The following is a 16,883-nucleotide window of genomic DNA, read 5'->3' on the forward strand; positions in this document are numbered from 1 at the left end:
CGATGACAAACTGTACCTCACTGGTATGAAAACTGCTATAAGAATCACTGCTACAAACTAATTAATAGGTTAGTCAAATCTCTATAAAATCAGAAATGTTCTCAATTTACATACTCACATATAACGAAGAGCTAGATATTGCTGCTTGTATTGAATCAGCTATGTTATCCGATGACATCATAGTTGTAGATTCTTGTAGTAGCGATCGCACTATAGAAATAGCCAGTGGTTATCCTATTCGAGTCATCCAACACGCCTTTGAAAGTCACGGGAAACAACGTACCTGGATGCTAGAGTCCGTCCTTCCCAAACATGAATGGGTGTACATTCTCGAAGCCGATGAGCGCATGACACCAGAACTTTTTGCAGAATGTGTCGCCGCAACCCAAAATCCAGATTACATCGCCTACTACGTTGCGGAAAGAGTGATGTTTATGAATCGTTGGATTCGTTATAGCACCCAATATCCCCGCTATCAATTGCGTCTTTTCCGTCATGGTAAAGTTTGGTTTACAGACTATGGTCATACGGAACGGGAAGTTTGTGATGGTGCAACCAGCTTTTTAAAAGAAACCTATCCCCATTACACTTCTAGCAAAGGTTTGAGCCGCTGGCTTGATAAGCATAACCGTTATTCTACAGACGAAGCTCAAGAAACTTTGTATCAATTAGAAAATGGCGATGTGAAATGGCGAGATTTATTTTTTGGCAAATCGGAAGTAGAAAGACGACGCGCCCTGAAAGATTTATCTTTACGTATGCCAGCCAGACCATTAATACGCTTTCTCTATATGTATTTTTTCTTGGGTGGTTGCTTAGACGGACAGCCCGGTTTAGCTTGGTGTACTTTGCAAGCATTCTATGAATACTTGATTTTGCTGAAAGTTTGGGAGATGAAATATAGCAGGAGTCAGGAGTCAGGAGTCGGGAGTCAGGAGTCAGAAGTCAGGAGTCAGGAGTCGGGAGTCAGGAGTCAGGAGTAAAAACCTGTTTTGGTCTGAGTTGCAGCATTTTTTTTATAATTGTGAGCATCTGGTGATATGGCACGTTAGGATTAGTATTACCTAAGAAACTTGCAACAATCATTTACAGGTTTTATAAAGAAAAGTAACACTATTAAAGATTAACCAACCATAATATTGGTTGGTGTACGTCTATATGCAGGTTAATAGGGACTGATTATTAAGGACGGGCTAACAACTCTTAACTTAATACCCAGAAATCAATGGTGTGGATAAAAATCACAACAATTTGACTAACCAAAAAAAGGAGAATAGGGGCTTGGTAATTGAACGCCTAAAACAGGACTTCAAAAATGACTTGATTGCTGGTTTGTTGGTGGTGATTCCCCTAGCGACTACAATCTGGCTGACTATTACTATTGCCAGTTGGGTGGTTAATTTTCTCACCAAAATTCCCAAACAGGTGAATCCCTTTGATGGTCTGCATCCTATATTAGTCAATGTGCTTAATTTAGTGGTTGGACTAGCTGTACCACTACTAAGTATCCTGATCATTGGCTTAATGGCTCGGAATATAGCTGGTAAGTGGTTGCTAGATTTTGGTGAGCGGTTATTGCAAGCAATTCCTTTGGCAGGTCAGGTATATAAAACCCTCAAACAATTACTGGAAACTATACTCAAAGATTCCAATGGTAAATTTCGGCGTGTAGTTTTATTAGAATATCCTAGACGGGGAATTTGGGCGATCGCATTTGTGACTGGTGCAATTAGCAATGACATCCAAGCGCAGATGAACCGTCCCATGTTAAGCGTCTTCATCCCCACCACCCCCAACCCTACCACCGGATGGTATGCAGTCGTTCCAGAAGATGAAGTAGTCAACCTTTCACTATCTGTAGAAGAGGCATTTAAAATAGTTGTTTCTGGTGGTATTGTTGCCTCCAATGCACCCCTATCCTCCTTAGTTTTACCAAAATCAGTATCACTCATAGAAACTAAACAGCAGGTGATTCCTGTTGAAGAACAGTAAACTCATATTGAGTACCGAGTACTGAGTATCGAGTATCGAGTATTGAGTATTGAGTGGTTGAATCTCGTTCCTAATTATTACTTGTTTATTACTCATCGCTCTGTACTGGCTTTGTGTCTGACTTTGAATTTAGATCCTGTACCGTATGGCTACGCCACGCAAGCTATCGGCTGACGCTCATGGCGAAGCCTCATTTATCTGAAATCTGCTGTAAAATTATTCTTTAGAATGTGCAGAAATTGATATGATTATGAGTTTGCCCTTTTAGTTCATTAATTTCCCTACCAAATACCCCCACCATCATGCAACCTCGTAAACCCCAACAGATAGCACGCGAATTAGCTTTATTAAGCCTCAGTCAGTTGCCAGTTAACCCCAAGAAATTGGAGAAACTGCCAGATGAACAATTAGTAGCCAAATTAGTACTCGGCGCAGTACGCACTCTCACCACAGAAGTACAAGATACCCTCGATAACGCTGCGGGTGAACTCCAACGCAGTAACGATCGCCTTTTAACTAGCCAAACACGGGCTTCAGACCTGAATACAGCGAGAACCATGCTTCAAGAAGCGATCGCTTGTACCCAAACAGCCATCAATCAATTAGGCACAGCCATTGACTTCCCAGAATTAATCCAGTTAGCCAATCAAGACAAAGAAGTCCGCAATTACGCCAAAGAAATCATCATCACTGTCAACGACAACCGCAGTATTATTGATCAATTCATTTCTGAAGCTTTAGTAGATTGGCAAGTCTCTCGTCTAGCACAAATTGACCGGGATATTCTGCAAATCGCTGTGGCAGAAATGCGATTTATGAGAGTTCCCGCCAGTATAGCTATCAACGAAGCTGTAGAATTAGCTAAACGCTACAGTGGAGATGAAGGACATCGCTTTATTAATGGTGTTTTGCGCCGTGTCACAGAGCAGAAACAAACGGCATAGGATAACATCCTCACTTCACCTGTCCTGAATTTTTTCCAAGTGAGGATAACCCGAAAACTTCCATCCCCAGAAAACGTGACTAATTAAATTAAACTAAAAACTAATAAGTTACTAAAAATACTGCTGCAATGGTTTTTAATTGGTTCCGCCGTCAACATAACGATACCCCCGATACCCCTGAACAACAGCCACAGGGGGAAACGCAACCCGCGCCAGAAACGCAGCCAGAACCAGCCGCAGAAACTACACCAGAGACAGAGGACTTGCTGGCGTTTGCGAAAGCGGCTTACAAAAATATTCAGCAAAAACAACAGTCCCAGATCCAAGAACCTGCAACTGTTTCGGAAGATACACCAGAAGTAATTTCTGAAGAAACAGCAACACCTATTATTGAAGAAACTACAGAAATAACTGCAATAGAAGAAATACGTGTTACTGAAGAATTAACTCCAGTAGCTGTTATTGAAGAAACTACAGAAATAGCCGCAATAGAAGAAATAACTCCAGTAGCGGCAATAGAAGGATCAGAAACTACAGAAACGCCAGTCAGCGAAACACAACCAGCCGCCTTGTCCTTTTTAGAACGGGCAGCAGCCGAAAGACAAGCCAAGCAAGAAAGATTAATTGCCAACGCCATTGAACTGGAGGAACCAGAGACAACATCGACTCCTTCATCAAGTACAACCACAGCAAACGTAGAAGTAGAAATTCCTGAATTAGAATTTGATGATGGCTTTGTGTGGTCAGTTGAAGTGTTGGCAGCCCAAGGAAGAAAGGCTGAAGATGTTTCCATAGAAGAAATTACCTGGCTGAAAAAGTTACGCCAAAGCTTAGATAAAACTCGGCGGAATATTCTCAACCAACTTAAATCAATTGTTGGTCAAGGGCCTCTTAATCAAGCTGCTGTAGCAGAAATTGAAGCATTACTCCTGCAAGCAGATGTGGGTGTAGAGGCAACAGATTTTATTATTGATGCCTTACAGAAAAAACTGCGAGATGAAGTGACTCCACCGGAAGAAGCGATCGCATTTCTGAAAAAAATTCTCCGGGATATGCTAGATGCACCAAATCAAGTCGCAGAAAGACCAAGTTTTGCCCCGGATAAAGAAAACCTGACCATTTGGTTAATTACCGGAGTTAATGGGGCTGGTAAAACCACCACAATCGGCAAAATTGCCCATTTAGCCCAAAAATCTGGTTATAAATGCTTAATTGGTGCGGCTGATACCTTCCGGGCTGCCGCTGTAGAACAAGTCAAAGTTTGGGGAAGCAGAAGCGGTGTAGAGGTTATAGCCAATCCAGGCAAAAATACAGATCCTGCCGCAGTGGTATTTGATGCGATCGCCGCAGCCCAATCACGAGGAACAGAATTACTCTTAATAGATACCGCCGGGCGACTGCAAAACAAGAAAAACTTAATGGACGAATTAAGTAAAATTCGGAAAATTATTGACAAAAAAGCCCCAAATGCTCATATAGAATCACTCTTGGTTTTAGATTCTACCTTGGGACAAAACGGACTGCGCCAAGCTGAAGTCTTTTCCCAAGCAGCCCAACTTAGCGGTGTTGTCTTAACAAAGCTAGATGGTACAGCCAAAGGAGGAGTCGCCCTAGCAGTTGTGCAGCAACTAGGTTTACCCATTCGCTTTATTGGTGCTGGGGAAGGCATTGAAGACTTGCGTCCATTTTCTAGCTATGAGTTTGTTGAAGCACTATTAAATGGTTAGAGCAGAAAACCAAGAAGTATAAGCAGTAGCAGGGGTAATTTATGAATTACCCGTAGATGAATAAAGAGCAGCCTGACATAGAATTAGTATGACAATTAATGAAACCCAACCCAAATTTGTAGAAATTACAGTTCAAATTGGGATCATAGCTAATGGCTGAAAGCGTTTTCTTGCCTTGCATTCAGCAAAAATTAAATACTGAAAACAGTATATTTGCTAAAATAATTATTTTTTTTACAATTAATGGCTAACTTCTGCTAGAATTGCACACTAAAGCCATTTTGCCCATTATCGAAGTAGTTTATCTAATGCAGCAGCAGGTTTACTTGATTACTGCAAAAGGTATCGACAAGAAATGGTTAGATGTTTGCAATCTATAAACTTGCATTTTTTCTTTTACAGGCAGGATGGTAAATCTTTTTTTTCTTACTCCTAAAAAAACCACTCATAAACAAACCTAAAAATTCACTGCTGCAAGATTCCTCAGGCTTACTCTGTAAGTGTAATATATGGCTTTTTTTTGCTAACAAAGTTTTATTTCTCAAGGTATAGGAATTACCAAATTAAGTCATGAAAAAATTATAAGCCGTCTAGAACGTAATCCTAGTTACAGTTTTTTACTGCTCAATATTCAAATAAATATAGAGGTTACTGTAAATTCCTAACAATATAATACCCATAAAAATCACATCCTCAGCTTTTTTACTCTTGCTAAAATGACTAATTTTGTCCAATATGATTGAACAATGCCCAAGATAAAGGACTTGTAAAAAATCATAAATCTGCAATCTGTTAATATCAAGTGCAATAATTATTTACCTGTGTCTCAAGTGCCTTCTCACCCCACCGAAAGTAATAGTAGTGCCACAACAGATGTCACTCCAGTTGTGGCACTCAAAGAACTTGTGGCTAGGCTGCATCGTGAACAGAACAAAATTCAAGATTTGCTCAGTTCTTTAGGATTCGCTCTCAGAAGCTTCAATAATTTGAATCAGTTTTTAGAATTGATTCCACTGATGGCCACCAGAGTAACTGATGCCGAAGGTAGCGCCCTTTTTCTCTACAAACCCAATGGTCAAATTAGGCTAGAACAACTGCATTGGCAAGATAGTCAGCAAAGAAAAAATATTCGCAAAGCCTTAGAAAATGCCAGTAGTCAAATTACACTTGCACCTAATTCAGTTCCTTTAACAACAACTACAGGTATTTTAGATGCTCAGATGCATCACTATTTGGGGCCAGATGTCCAAATTTTTGGTACGGCAATTTTAGTTAAGCATACAGAACGGGGATGGCTTTACGTTTTAAGCCGTGATCCTGATTATAGTTGGACAGAAACCAGACAAAAACTAGTGAGATTAGTTGCAGATCAAACGGCTGTAGCGATTGAAAACGATGAACTAGCAGTAGAACTGAGGAAAAAAGAACGCTTAGATCAAGAATTAGAAATTGGTGCAGAAATTCAACGCCGACTTTTACCGCGTCAATGTCCTAGTATTCCTGGTGTAGTTTTAGCTGCACGATGTAAACCGGCTAATCGAGTCGGTGGAGATTATTACGATTTTATTCCTACAAATCATCATCAATTGCCTTCAACTAATCATAAAAGCAGTGCAGAAGATGCCTGTTGGGGTTTGGTAATTGGGGATGTCATGGGTAAAGGTGTTCCCGCTGGATTGATTATGACGATGATGCGAGGAATGCTTAGAGGTGAAGTATTGCATGGTAATTCCGCAGCCGGAATTTTGCAAAATTTGAATCGAGTCATGTACGCGGATTTGGAAAATTCCCACCGTTTTGTGACTTTGTTTTACTCAGAATATAATCCTCACACACGGATTTTGTCGTATAGTAATGCCGCACATAATCCTCCTTTGTGGTGGCACGCGGCGACAAAAAATGTGACTCGTTTGGATACTTTAGGGATGCTGATTGGCTTAGATGCTAATAGCCAATATGAAGATGCCCATGTTCAGTTAGAATCTGGGGATACGATTATTTATTATACAGATGGTTTGACGGATGCGGCTGCGGCTGGGGGCGATCGCTTTGATGAAGAAAATTTTATCACTTCTTTTAACTTCGCTTGTCGTTATTGCAACGGCCCACAGGAAATTGTCGATTATTTATTTGATAAGGTTGAGGAATTCATTGGGCCAGATAAGCAAAATACCGATGATATGACGTTGGTAGTTTTACAGATTTTATGATGGTTTATACTGCAAACGAGTCAAACTTGGACTTATGTCATACTGACCGTAACGTAGTGCAGGGAAGTATCTCGGAGATTCTAGAGCCTACGGCACGCTACGCGAACACTTCGTTCAGAATGACACTTTTAACCCGTTTTTAGTATATCTAGTTGAGAACGGTAATGGGTCATTGGTCATTGGTCATTGGTCATTAGTGAATAATTTTCTGTTTTAATCCTGTAAATCCTTAAATCCTGGATATCCTGATTCAGACATTTTCCCTAACTAGCAACTTACGTTAGTTATCAACTCTAGAAATAGGCATTCTTGGTGGTGCTGTTTTCCACATCAAATCAATTTCTTCTGGTTTGAGTTGATAAGCTTGATTCACTAAATCAGAAAGTCGATGTTCTAATTTTAAAGCTTCGTTTTTACGACTTTGAATTTCTGGAACATAATCATTATGGGCTTTACGTAAAGCGGCAAATGCTGGTATGCTTAAAGGATCTGAAGATTTTTTAGCAGTTTTTGGTTTTGGCATTCTTTTTCTAACTTCTTCTACAAAGTCTGCAAATGCCAAAGCAGCAAAATCTTCTAGTTTTTGTCCCAGTTTCTCAATTTTGTATTCTATTTGCAGCCAGTCTAATACTTCTTGATAAACTTGTCTGTTGAGTTTGGTAATTTCAATTAACCGCGTGACAATTGTTTCTACTTCTGCGCGGAGTTCTTCTGTTGGTTGTGCAATAGGTAAAGTTTCCATTAACTCACCAAGAGGTGTTAAAGCTTCATCTTTCATGTGTGGTAAGTATCGCCAATTATGCCACCATATGAGGGGAGAATTGAGAACTCCAAGAATATATAAATCACCTTTCGGCAAAATAAAACCTTTATTATTTGTAAAATATCCATCGGTATCATAACTGTAAGCTGGATGAAATTGTATTTCTTGATAAATGAGTTTAGATCTTTCAAAAAGATGATAAAATGATGGTGATGCTTGCCATTGCCACCATAACTGTTTACCTGATCTAGCTTCTAACTTATTTCTATAAATTTCTAAATGTTCTTTGATAACAGGATATTGCTCTATATCTATATCTTTGTGAGCAAAAATTATCCAAAGTTTATCCCATTCAGGAATCCATCTTTTAATATCTTGGCCTCTCAATAATGGTTTAATGATTTCTGCCGATTTAGAATCATCTAGAACAAGCTTATTCTTAGTAGCTTCATCTATTAAAAACGCCTCATTAAAACCTGTAAGTATTCCTCGATATGGTTTAACACCAGCAAACTCCTTTAACGGAATTCCCACCCGTTGAATTTTCTGTATTAACTCATCAACCGCAGGAGGTTCTAAACTCCAAGCATTAGCAGTAAACCGCGACCAAGGAATAGTGTAACTGTTTTCTGGATTTTGCACATATTGAGTGAGGTTGATATTTTTCAACTCCTCACGGGGAACAGAACAAACTAAAACCGATTTTTTCTCATTCTCTGGATTAGAAACTTCAGATTTTTTCGCAGCGATAATACAGGGAAAAGTATCAGCGTCTTCAAAAATTGGTGCGTGACCAAAATCGATAATTTGTTCAAACACACTTTTCTGAGAAAAGAACCGTCTCAAAGGTTCACCATATCCAGAACGTAACCATTTATTAGTCACAATATAAGAAAGAATTCCTTCCGATTTGAGAAGATTTAAACCCTTCTCATAGAAATAAATATAAATATCCGCAACCCCGTCATAAGTTTGATAATTTTCCTGTAAATAAGGCTTAAATGGTGATAACAACTCCTGACGAATATAAGGAGGATTTCCAATTACGACATCAAAACCACCTTCTCTACGAGACGCTTCGCGAACACTAAACACTTGAGAAAATTCACTTTCCCAAATAAAAGGTAAATCCGTAAATTCTAAATCAGCAACGATAGAATTACCGATTTTAATATTATCATCCAAATAAGTTAAAGTTTTTCCCTGAGTTGCAGTTTTTAACCACAAAGATAACTTAGTAATTTCTACCGACTCTGGGGATAAATCAACCCCAAAAAGATTATTACTGAGAATAGTTTTATCTAATTCAATATTTTCTGTAGTTTGATGTTTCAGAAATAGCAAATTATCATTAACTCGTTGATACTGACTTGCAAAATAATCAAAAGCCGCAATTAAAAACGCACCAGAACCGCAAGCAGGGTCAACAACTCGCGTTTTTACTAATATTTCATCTCGGTAACTTTCCCAAAATTCAATTTCCCGTTTTTGATTTTGGGGTGTATCTGCAAATTCCTCTAATTGAAACCTCTCTCTTAATTCATCTTCTCGTTTTTGCAAATATCCACCAATTGCAACTTTGACAATATATTGGGTAATATAAGCAGGAGTGTAAAATACGCCTAACTTTTTCCGTTTACCTTGTTTTTTATCAAATTCTTGTTTAGCAACATCAGCTTTTAATTCTTCTAAATCTGTAATTGATTGTTCAAAAATACGCCCCAAAATATCTACAGATACTTCTGAATCAAAATCAAAGCGCGTCAGTTTTTTAAGTTGAGTACATAAAGAATCGGGAATATCTAATTGTTCATCTAAAATTAGATCATGTTGAAATAAACCACCATTATAACCCGGAATTGGTGGATCTTCATTACCTTGATCAACCCACCGAAAAACAGCCTTATAATTTTCCCAAATTGGTTTAGGATTATAAGCATCTTTGCTATCATGAGCTTTAGCAATTGTCTTTTCTGGTAATAGTCCCCTATCCTCACAAAAAGCAATAAATAAAATTCTATCTAAAGTCTTTTGTGCTTTCTCAATTAATACTTGGTCAGGGTTAGGAATATCTAATTTGCTAAGAAAGCGAAAACGAAAATCTTTAACTATATTTAATCTAACTTGCTGATATTCTTCATCAAGCTGCTTGGTAATTTCTTCTTGTGCTTCTTCAGAAGTCGCTAACAACCTATCAATTGTAGATACATCTTTAACTGGTAAAAAACTTTTTCGACAAAGCAGAAAATAAAATCTTTTAAATTCCTCTAAATCGGCTAAATTAACTAATAAAAATTGTTCATAATAAGCCGGAGTTTTATTAGTGTGATATAATCGCAATTCTCGATAATTAGAAATAATAATCCAGTGACAATCAGGCGTATAATTAGCATAACGCCAACCCTGATCAACTGCGGATTCTTTTCTGCCTGATGCAGGTCTATCTAAATCATCTTTTGTACCTTTTAACTCAATTGGTGCAACAACTTTACCTTGTAACTTTACCTTACCTTTATTATTTTCTGTTGCGGTAAAAAGTCCCAAAGCTGCATCAGCAGAACCACCACCGTCAGCAATAGTTTGTTCAGCGTGAATTTCCCAAACTTTACCACCACCTTCAATAACAGAACAATATCCTAAAACATCTTGAAATATATCTTTGAGAAAATCACCATGCAAAGAAACTTCTTTTACTTGATCAAGAGTACCTGATTTTAAAGCCTCGACCCATTTTTTAAGAATTTTGTGACGTTCCTCTAAATCTGAAGGAAATTTAAAATTACCCAAAGCATTTTTTAACGCCTTTTTCTGAAATAAAGCTTTAGAAACTTGCTGATTCATATATTCAAATTCTCACTAGGTTGACTTAAGTAATATATCCCTAACAGGATTTGTAGGCATAAACAAATATATAGTATATATCATTTTACCATCACCAGGTATCATGTAAATTAGAGATGACATAGCAATCCTATTTGAGTTGTGAACGGTATTTTTTTAACGTTCTAGTATTTTAGTAGGTTGGGTTGATGCAAGGAAACCCAAGAATAATCAATAATAGCGTAACGCAGGATTAATGACAATAAATAATTAAAAATAATGATTGTTTCCTTTAGTTGTAAAGAAACCGAAAAAATATGGCAGGGCGTAAGTTCAAGAAAATTACCAGTAGATATCCAAGAACGAGCATTACGCAAATTGCGACAGTTGGAAGCATCAGCTAATTTAGATGACTTGCTTATCCCGCCAGGAAATCGCTTAGAAGCCCTTTCTGGAGATAGAATGGGAGAATACAGTATCCGTATTACAAAGCAATGGCGGATCTGTTTCATTTGGGAAAATGGAAATGCTTATAATGTAGAAATAGTGGATTACCATTAGGAGAAAAAGTCATGGAAAACAACTTACTACATAATCCCCATGCTGGTGAAATTTTAAAATATGAATTTTTAGAAGAATTAGACATCAGTGAAAATACATTAGCTGTTAACTTAGGTTTAACTTATTCTACTATTCAAGGAATTATTACAGGTAAACTTAAAATGACAGCAGATATAGATTTGCGCCTTTGTCGCTATTTTAGACTTTCAGATGGTTATTTTTTAAGATTGCAAAATGCTTATGAAATAATGGAGGCAAAAAGAAGTTTAGGAGAAATTTTAAATCAAATTATTCCTTATTCTCTAATGGTGACAGATTAACATAAATACGTTATATCTTCTTATCTGTTATAATGGCGAATGATAAAGTTAACCGCAAAGTAATGATTAAATTACAAGAATTGCAAGAACAGGTATTAGAATTACCAATCAAAGAACGCTGGACTCTTGTACAAACCTTACTAGCATCAATTCAACAAGAAACACTATTTTCTATTCCTCCTCAACATACCCTAGAAGGTTTATCTGAACTTGACCCCTGGACACAAAGCCTAATAGGTGTAATTAGCTTAGAATCAGAAAATCCAGGATGCCTCCAGCACACTACGTGAACATAAATCAAATAGGATTGCTATACAACGGTATTAGACTAACTAATACAAGTAATTAAAATAATTATGAATCAATAGCAACAAATCAACATAACTGCTCGTCTAGTGTAATTGTTCTCCAAAATAAGCAGATTTGAAAGGGTGATAAATATGAAGTATTTGCTAGGGACAATTTCTTTGATTGTATTAATACAAAGCTTTCCATTAATTGAACTGACACAAGCACAAGAAAATATTCCTGTAATCAAATCAGATTATATTCAGAAAGTGCTGGAAACAAAATTAATGGATAACTTTCCCGACGGAGAATTTTATCCAGAAAGATTAATTAGTCGTGCAGAATTAGCAGGAGTTTTAGTTAAAGCTTTTTATTTAGATAAACGACAAGCTGCAAAACAAGAAAAACCCATATTTGTGCCAGATGTACCTAGTTCTTATTGGGCATATAAGGATATTCAGACAGTGCTGAAAACTGATATCATGAAAGGTTATCGGGGCAATATGTTTTTCCCAAACCAAAGGGTAACAAGAGCGGAAGGTTTAGCGATTTTTGCCCAAGCTTATGGAGTTTTTCAGTTTTCTGAGCCAACCGTCAACGAAATTTTGACACCATATCCAGATGCAGCATCTATACCTAATTGGGCTAGAAGAGCGATCGCAACCGTTATCAGCGAAGATTTAATTAATATAGATCCCCAAGGTAAGATTAACCCATTAAGTCCCATGACCCGTGGCGATCTGGCTTACGTCTTAAGTAAATATTTGCAACGTCAACAGAAACAACCAGAAACTCCGGTAGTTCCCGGCATTCCCCAACAACCATAATTTTTTGTCAAGGTAGAAAATACCATAAAATACAAGCATTTTTAGTTACTTACAAGACAAGTGACTATGAGAGTACGACATCGGAAATCTTGTATTCAAACAAAAATCTGATCCATAGCCCTGTTCCAACAATGTATTGTTAACAAAAGTTATACTACAACAACAACATTGGTAACAGTAGGATTCTTGTCGCCACCTGAGGTGAGAAAATCAAAAGAATGCCAAAAATAGAGTTTAGAGAGGGAAATCCTATAATATGCATCTGAGTGAAATCACCCATCCTAACCAGTTGCACGGTTTGTCGATTCGACAATTACAACAAATTGCCCATCAAATTCGAGATAAACACTTACAAACCGTTGCCGCAACTGGAGGGCATTTAGGTCCCGGTTTGGGAGTTGTAGAATTAACCCTAGCGCTTTACCAGACGCTGGATTTAGATCGGGATAAAGTCATTTGGGATGTAGGCCACCAAGCTTATCCCCACAAACTACTCACCGGTCGTTACAGTGACTTCCATACCCTCAGACAAAAAGACGGAGTTGCTGGCTATCTCAAGCGTTGTGAAAACAAATTTGACCACTTTGGGGCAGGACACGCTTCTACCAGTATCTCAGCTGCCTTAGGCATGGCTTTAGCCCGTGACTTAAAAGGGGAAAAATTTAAGTCTGTAGCGGTGATTGGAGATGGTGCTTTAACTGGTGGTATGGCTTTAGAAGCTATCAACCATGCGGGACACTTACCCAAAACCAACCTGCTGGTAGTTCTCAACGACAACGAGATGTCCATTTCTCCCAATGTCGGTGCAATTCCCCGTTATCTTAACAAAATGCGCCTTAGCCCACCGGTGCAATTTATCAAAGATAATTTTGAGGAACAAGTTAAACACATTCCTTTTGTTGGTGAGTCGCTTTCGCCAGAACTAGATCGCATCAAAGAAGGGATGAAGCGTTTGGCGGTTCCTAAAGTCGGTGCAGTTTTTGAAGAACTGGGCTTTACTTACATGGGGCCAGTTGATGGACATAATTTAGAAGAATTAATTGCTACTTTCCAACAGGCACATCAAATGACAGGCCCTGTTTTGGTTCATGTAGTGACAACTAAAGGCAAAGGCTATGAAATTGCTGAAAAAGACCAAGTAGGCTATCACGCCCAAAACCCCTTCAATGTATCTACTGGTAAGGCTATTCCTTCCAATAAACCCAAACCTCCTGCTTATGCTAAAGTCTTTTCTCACACTTTAGTCAAACTTGCTGAACAAAACCCGAAAATCGTCGGTATTACAGCAGCAATGGCTACAGGTACGGGTTTAGACAAACTACAAGCTAAATTGCCTAATCAATATATTGATGTTGGTATTGCCGAACAACACGCTATCACCTTAGCGGCGGGTTTAGCCTGTGAAGGAATGCGTCCTGTTGCAGCTATCTATTCCACCTTCTTACAACGCGCTTACGACCAAATCATTCACGATGTTTGCATTCAAAACCTACCTGTATTTTTCTGTTTAGATAGGGCTGGAATTGTTGGTGCTGATGGGCCGACTCACCAAGGTATGTATGACATTGCGTATCTGCGATGTATTCCGAATATGGTGGTGATGGCCCCTAAAGATGAAGCAGAATTACAACGGATGGTGGTGACAGGCATTAACCACACCAGTGGTCCAATTTCTATGCGCTTCCCTCGTGGTAATGGCCACGGTGTACCGTTAATGGAAGAAGGTTGGGAACCTTTGGAAATCGGTAAAGGGGAAATTCTCCGTCAAGGTGACGATGTGTTAATCCTTGGTTACGGCACAATGGTTTACCCAAGTATGCAAGCGGCAGAAATTCTCAGTGAACACGGTATTGAAGCCACTGTGATTAATGCCCGTTTTGTTAAGCCTTTGGATACTGAGTTGATTTTACCTTTGGCTAAACAAATCGGCCGGGTTGTCACTTTAGAAGAAGGTTGTTTAATGGGTGGCTTTGGTTCTGCTGTAGCTGAAGCTTTAATGGATGCTGATGTTTTGGTTCCTGTGAAGCGGATTGGTGTACCAGATATTTTGGTAGATCATGCGACACCTGATCAATCTTTTGCGGCGTTAGGTTTAAGTAGTCGGCAAATCGCAGAAACTGTTTTACAAGCTTTCTTTCAGAAAGAATTAGCTGCTGTGAAATAGGTTTCTTTTTTCTCTCGTTCCCATACTCTGTATGGGAATGAATTTTTGAAGGTTTTGTTCAAAATATATCTAAAAATAGTTACCATAGGCATTTGTGTTTTGAGAAACTACTAGATATTTTAGTGGAGTGCCAACGTACTAGCTAAGAAATATCTATGATTATAGACGTGTTCGCTCTTTTGTTTCCTGCGATAGTAGCTACGCCCATTAAAGAACCCGTACCAGTATTTTTGACGATTTTGGGCATTATGCTCATTGCCCCGCTGCTGTTTGAAAAAATGCGGCTACCGGGGATTGTGGGGTTAATTTTAGCAGGGGTGATTGTTGGGCCGAATGGTTTGGGACTTTTAGCACGAGATAACACTATTGTCCTTTTAGGTACAGTTGGGTTGTTGTTTCTCATGTTTATGGCAGGTTTGGAAACCAGTCTGGATGACATGAAATATAACGCAGATAAGGCATTAATCTTTGGATTAGCCACCTTTGCTGTACCTATGGTATTGGGAACAGGGGCGATGTTGGCAATAGGTTACGGTTTTTTACCTGCTATTCTGGTTGCTTCTTGTTTTGCTTCCCATACTCTGCTGGCGTTACCGGTGGTGAGTAAACTGGGAATTATGCGATCGCCCGTTTTGACTACTACTCTCGGTGGTACTCTGATCACTAATATCCTGGCACTGTTAGTATTAGCTGTGGTAGTCAGAGCGCATCAAGGAAATTTAACTTTACAGTTTTGGTTATTTCTCATCCCTTCACTAATCATCTATACCTTCCTGACACTCTGGGGTGTTCCCCGTCTAGGAAAATGGTTTTTTCGCAAATTTGGACATGATGAAGGGGCAGAATTTACCTTCGTTCTCGCTACCCTGTTTGTAGTATCTTATGGCGCAGAAGTAGTCCAAATTGAGCCGATTATTGGTGCTTTTTTAGCGGGAGTTGCCATTACCCAATTGATTCCCCAGCTTAGTCCCTTGATGAATCGGATTCAATTTATTGGCAATACTCTGTTTGTACCATTTTTCCTGATTTCTGTGGGAATGTTGGTGAATCCAGGTATTTTGATTCAAGAACCGCGATCGCTTGTCGTCTCAGGTGTAATGGTGACAGTGGCTATAGTCGCTAAATATATCCCTGCGTGGGGTGCAGGTAAGTTATTTGGATATAACTTCGACAATATTATGGTCATGTTTGGGCTATCTGTAGCGCAAGCAGCTTCTACTCTGGCAGCAATTACCGTTGCGTACAATATCAAATTGGTTGATCAATTAACGGTGAATGGTACGATCGCTATGATTTTAGTTACCTGCATTGCTTCCCCTTGGGTGACAGCAAAATGGGGACAAAAAATCAGGATACAAAATGTTACTCCCCAAAAGCAGGAAGGTGGAAGTTTAGGCGATCGCGTTTTAGTTCCTGTTGCTAACCCAAATACTGAAGATAACTTGTTAAAGTTAGCAATCCTCTTAGCTAAATCAGCCGCAGGTACACTTCTACCTCTACATATCATCATCGAGGAAGGTGAACCAATTTCTCCAGATGCTAAAGCCAGACAAAATCAGTTACTTTCCACCGCAGAAATGATTGCTCATGCATCAGTCACAAGTGTTACACCCATTGGTAGAATTGATGAATCAATTGACAAAGGCATTGCACGGGTAGCAGTAGAAAAACAAGCAAGTGTGATAGTCTGCGGTTGGAAAGGCTACTCTACTTACCAAGAAAACTTATTTGGCGGCGTAATTGATAAAATCGTACAACGTAGTTCTATACCTGTTTTGGTAACTCGCTTTCCCTTACCTATTGAGCATACATCAAGAGTATTTCTAGCTTTCACCAGCCAACAAGCCAATGCTAGTTCCTTTAGGGAAAGTATCAAATTAGCCCAAAATCTGGCTGTAGAACTCAAAGCATCGTTACAACTATTAGAAGTCGTCACCACAAAAGGAGTAGATATTGATTTTACTGAGGCAGGAATACCAGCGGATACACCAATTAAAAAAGTCAAGGGTAATTTTGTTAAAGAAGTGTCACGGTTACTAAAAACAAATGATTTATTATTGTTAAATGGTTCTGTGTCGCAAAAAACCCAGATATTTTCACTACTTGGTCATGTCCCCGAAGCGATCGCCCGCAATCACCCTCAAGTTGCTATGATGATTGCCTACTTACCCCAGTAAGATGCAGGGGGCAGGGGGCAGGGGAAGCGTTTTCTCAATCACCAATCACCAATTACCAATTACCAATTACCAATTACCAATTACCAATTA

The 16,883-nt window shown here is 38.8% G+C and carries 12 protein-coding genes; 11 read left to right on the forward strand and 1 reads right to left on the reverse strand.

Annotated elements, in window-relative coordinates:
* Positions 1-95: 95 nt before the first annotated feature.
* From VB713_RS09895 to VB713_RS09915, 5 genes are all read left to right on the forward strand, one after another.
* A complete protein-coding gene (locus VB713_RS09895) occupies positions 96-983 on the forward strand; it encodes a glycosyltransferase family 2 protein (protein WP_323311390.1) in 888 nt (295 codons plus the stop codon).
* 298 nt (positions 984-1,281) lie between these two features.
* Positions 1,282-1,992 carry a DUF502 domain-containing protein gene (locus VB713_RS09900; RefSeq protein ID WP_416242429.1) on the forward strand — a complete coding sequence of 237 codons (711 nt, stop codon included), beginning with the start codon at positions 1,282-1,284 and terminating at the stop codon, positions 1,990-1,992.
* A 302-nt stretch (positions 1,993-2,294) separates the two neighbouring features.
* Complete coding sequence (gene nusB / locus VB713_RS09905) at positions 2,295-2,936, forward strand: transcription antitermination factor NusB (protein WP_015213101.1); 642 nt, start codon at positions 2,295-2,297, stop codon at positions 2,934-2,936.
* A gap of 128 nt (positions 2,937-3,064) precedes the next feature.
* Positions 3,065-4,663, forward strand: a complete 1,599-nt coding sequence (gene ftsY / locus VB713_RS09910; protein ID WP_323311392.1) for a signal recognition particle-docking protein FtsY — start codon at positions 3,065-3,067, stop codon at positions 4,661-4,663.
* An 821-nt stretch (positions 4,664-5,484) separates the two neighbouring features.
* Positions 5,485-6,873: a PP2C family protein-serine/threonine phosphatase gene (locus tag VB713_RS09915; RefSeq protein ID WP_323311393.1), complete on the forward strand. Its 1,389-nt coding sequence runs from the start codon at positions 5,485-5,487 to the stop codon at positions 6,871-6,873.
* 280 nt (positions 6,874-7,153) lie between these two features.
* Here VB713_RS09915 and VB713_RS09920 read toward each other — a convergent pair whose 3' ends face one another.
* Positions 7,154-10,477, reverse strand: coding sequence for an Eco57I restriction-modification methylase domain-containing protein (locus VB713_RS09920; protein WP_323311394.1), 3,324 nt, complete (start codon positions 10,475-10,477; stop codon positions 7,154-7,156).
* Between the two features lie 258 nt (positions 10,478-10,735).
* On the opposite strand from VB713_RS09920, the gene VB713_RS09925 reads away from it, so the two are divergent.
* The 6 genes from VB713_RS09925 (at position 10,736) to VB713_RS09950 (ending at position 16,793) form a co-directional block, all read left to right on the forward strand.
* On the forward strand, positions 10,736-11,017 hold the full coding sequence (locus VB713_RS09925; RefSeq protein WP_323311395.1) for a type II toxin-antitoxin system RelE/ParE family toxin: 282 nt from the start codon (positions 10,736-10,738) through the stop codon (positions 11,015-11,017).
* Between the two features lie 11 nt (positions 11,018-11,028).
* Complete coding sequence (locus tag VB713_RS09930; protein WP_323311396.1) at positions 11,029-11,337, forward strand: HigA family addiction module antitoxin; 309 nt, start codon at positions 11,029-11,031, stop codon at positions 11,335-11,337.
* Positions 11,338-11,369: 32 nt separating this feature from the next.
* Positions 11,370-11,627 carry a hypothetical protein gene (locus tag VB713_RS09935; protein ID WP_323311397.1) on the forward strand — a complete coding sequence of 86 codons (258 nt, stop codon included), beginning with the start codon at positions 11,370-11,372 and terminating at the stop codon, positions 11,625-11,627.
* Between the two features lie 150 nt (positions 11,628-11,777).
* Positions 11,778-12,452 (forward strand): S-layer homology domain-containing protein, encoded by a 675-nt coding sequence (locus VB713_RS09940; RefSeq protein WP_323311398.1) that lies wholly within the window; start codon positions 11,778-11,780, stop codon positions 12,450-12,452.
* A gap of 256 nt (positions 12,453-12,708) precedes the next feature.
* Entirely contained in the window at positions 12,709-14,616 is a 1,908-nt protein-coding gene (dxs, locus tag VB713_RS09945) for a 1-deoxy-D-xylulose-5-phosphate synthase (RefSeq protein ID WP_323311399.1), read from the forward strand.
* Positions 14,617-14,771: 155 nt separating this feature from the next.
* Positions 14,772-16,793 carry a cation:proton antiporter gene (locus VB713_RS09950; RefSeq protein ID WP_323311400.1) on the forward strand — a complete coding sequence of 674 codons (2,022 nt, stop codon included), beginning with the start codon at positions 14,772-14,774 and terminating at the stop codon, positions 16,791-16,793.
* Positions 16,794-16,883: the final 90 nt, after the last annotated feature.

The organism is Anabaena cylindrica UHCC 0172, from assembly GCF_034931625.1.
Classification (GTDB): domain Bacteria; phylum Cyanobacteriota; class Cyanobacteriia; order Cyanobacteriales; family Nostocaceae; genus Anabaena; species Anabaena cylindrica_A.

Coding starts and splice junctions, on each gene's coding strand:
- VB713_RS09895 (WP_323311390.1), top strand. CDS start 96: ATGTTCTCAATTTACATACTCACATATAACGAAGAGCTAGATATTGCT.
- nusB (WP_015213101.1), top strand. CDS start 2,295: ATGCAACCTCGTAAACCCCAACAGATAGCACGCGAATTAGCTTTATTA.
- ftsY (WP_323311392.1), top strand. CDS start 3,065: ATGGTTTTTAATTGGTTCCGCCGTCAACATAACGATACCCCCGATACC.
- VB713_RS09920 (WP_323311394.1), bottom strand. CDS start 10,477: ATGAATCAGCAAGTTTCTAAAGCTTTATTTCAGAAAAAGGCGTTAAAA.
- VB713_RS09925 (WP_323311395.1), top strand. CDS start 10,736: ATGATTGTTTCCTTTAGTTGTAAAGAAACCGAAAAAATATGGCAGGGC.
- VB713_RS09930 (WP_323311396.1), top strand. CDS start 11,029: ATGGAAAACAACTTACTACATAATCCCCATGCTGGTGAAATTTTAAAA.
- VB713_RS09935 (WP_323311397.1), top strand. CDS start 11,370: ATGGCGAATGATAAAGTTAACCGCAAAGTAATGATTAAATTACAAGAA.
- VB713_RS09940 (WP_323311398.1), top strand. CDS start 11,778: ATGAAGTATTTGCTAGGGACAATTTCTTTGATTGTATTAATACAAAGC.
- dxs (WP_323311399.1), top strand. CDS start 12,709: ATGCATCTGAGTGAAATCACCCATCCTAACCAGTTGCACGGTTTGTCG.
- VB713_RS09950 (WP_323311400.1), top strand. CDS start 14,772: ATGATTATAGACGTGTTCGCTCTTTTGTTTCCTGCGATAGTAGCTACG.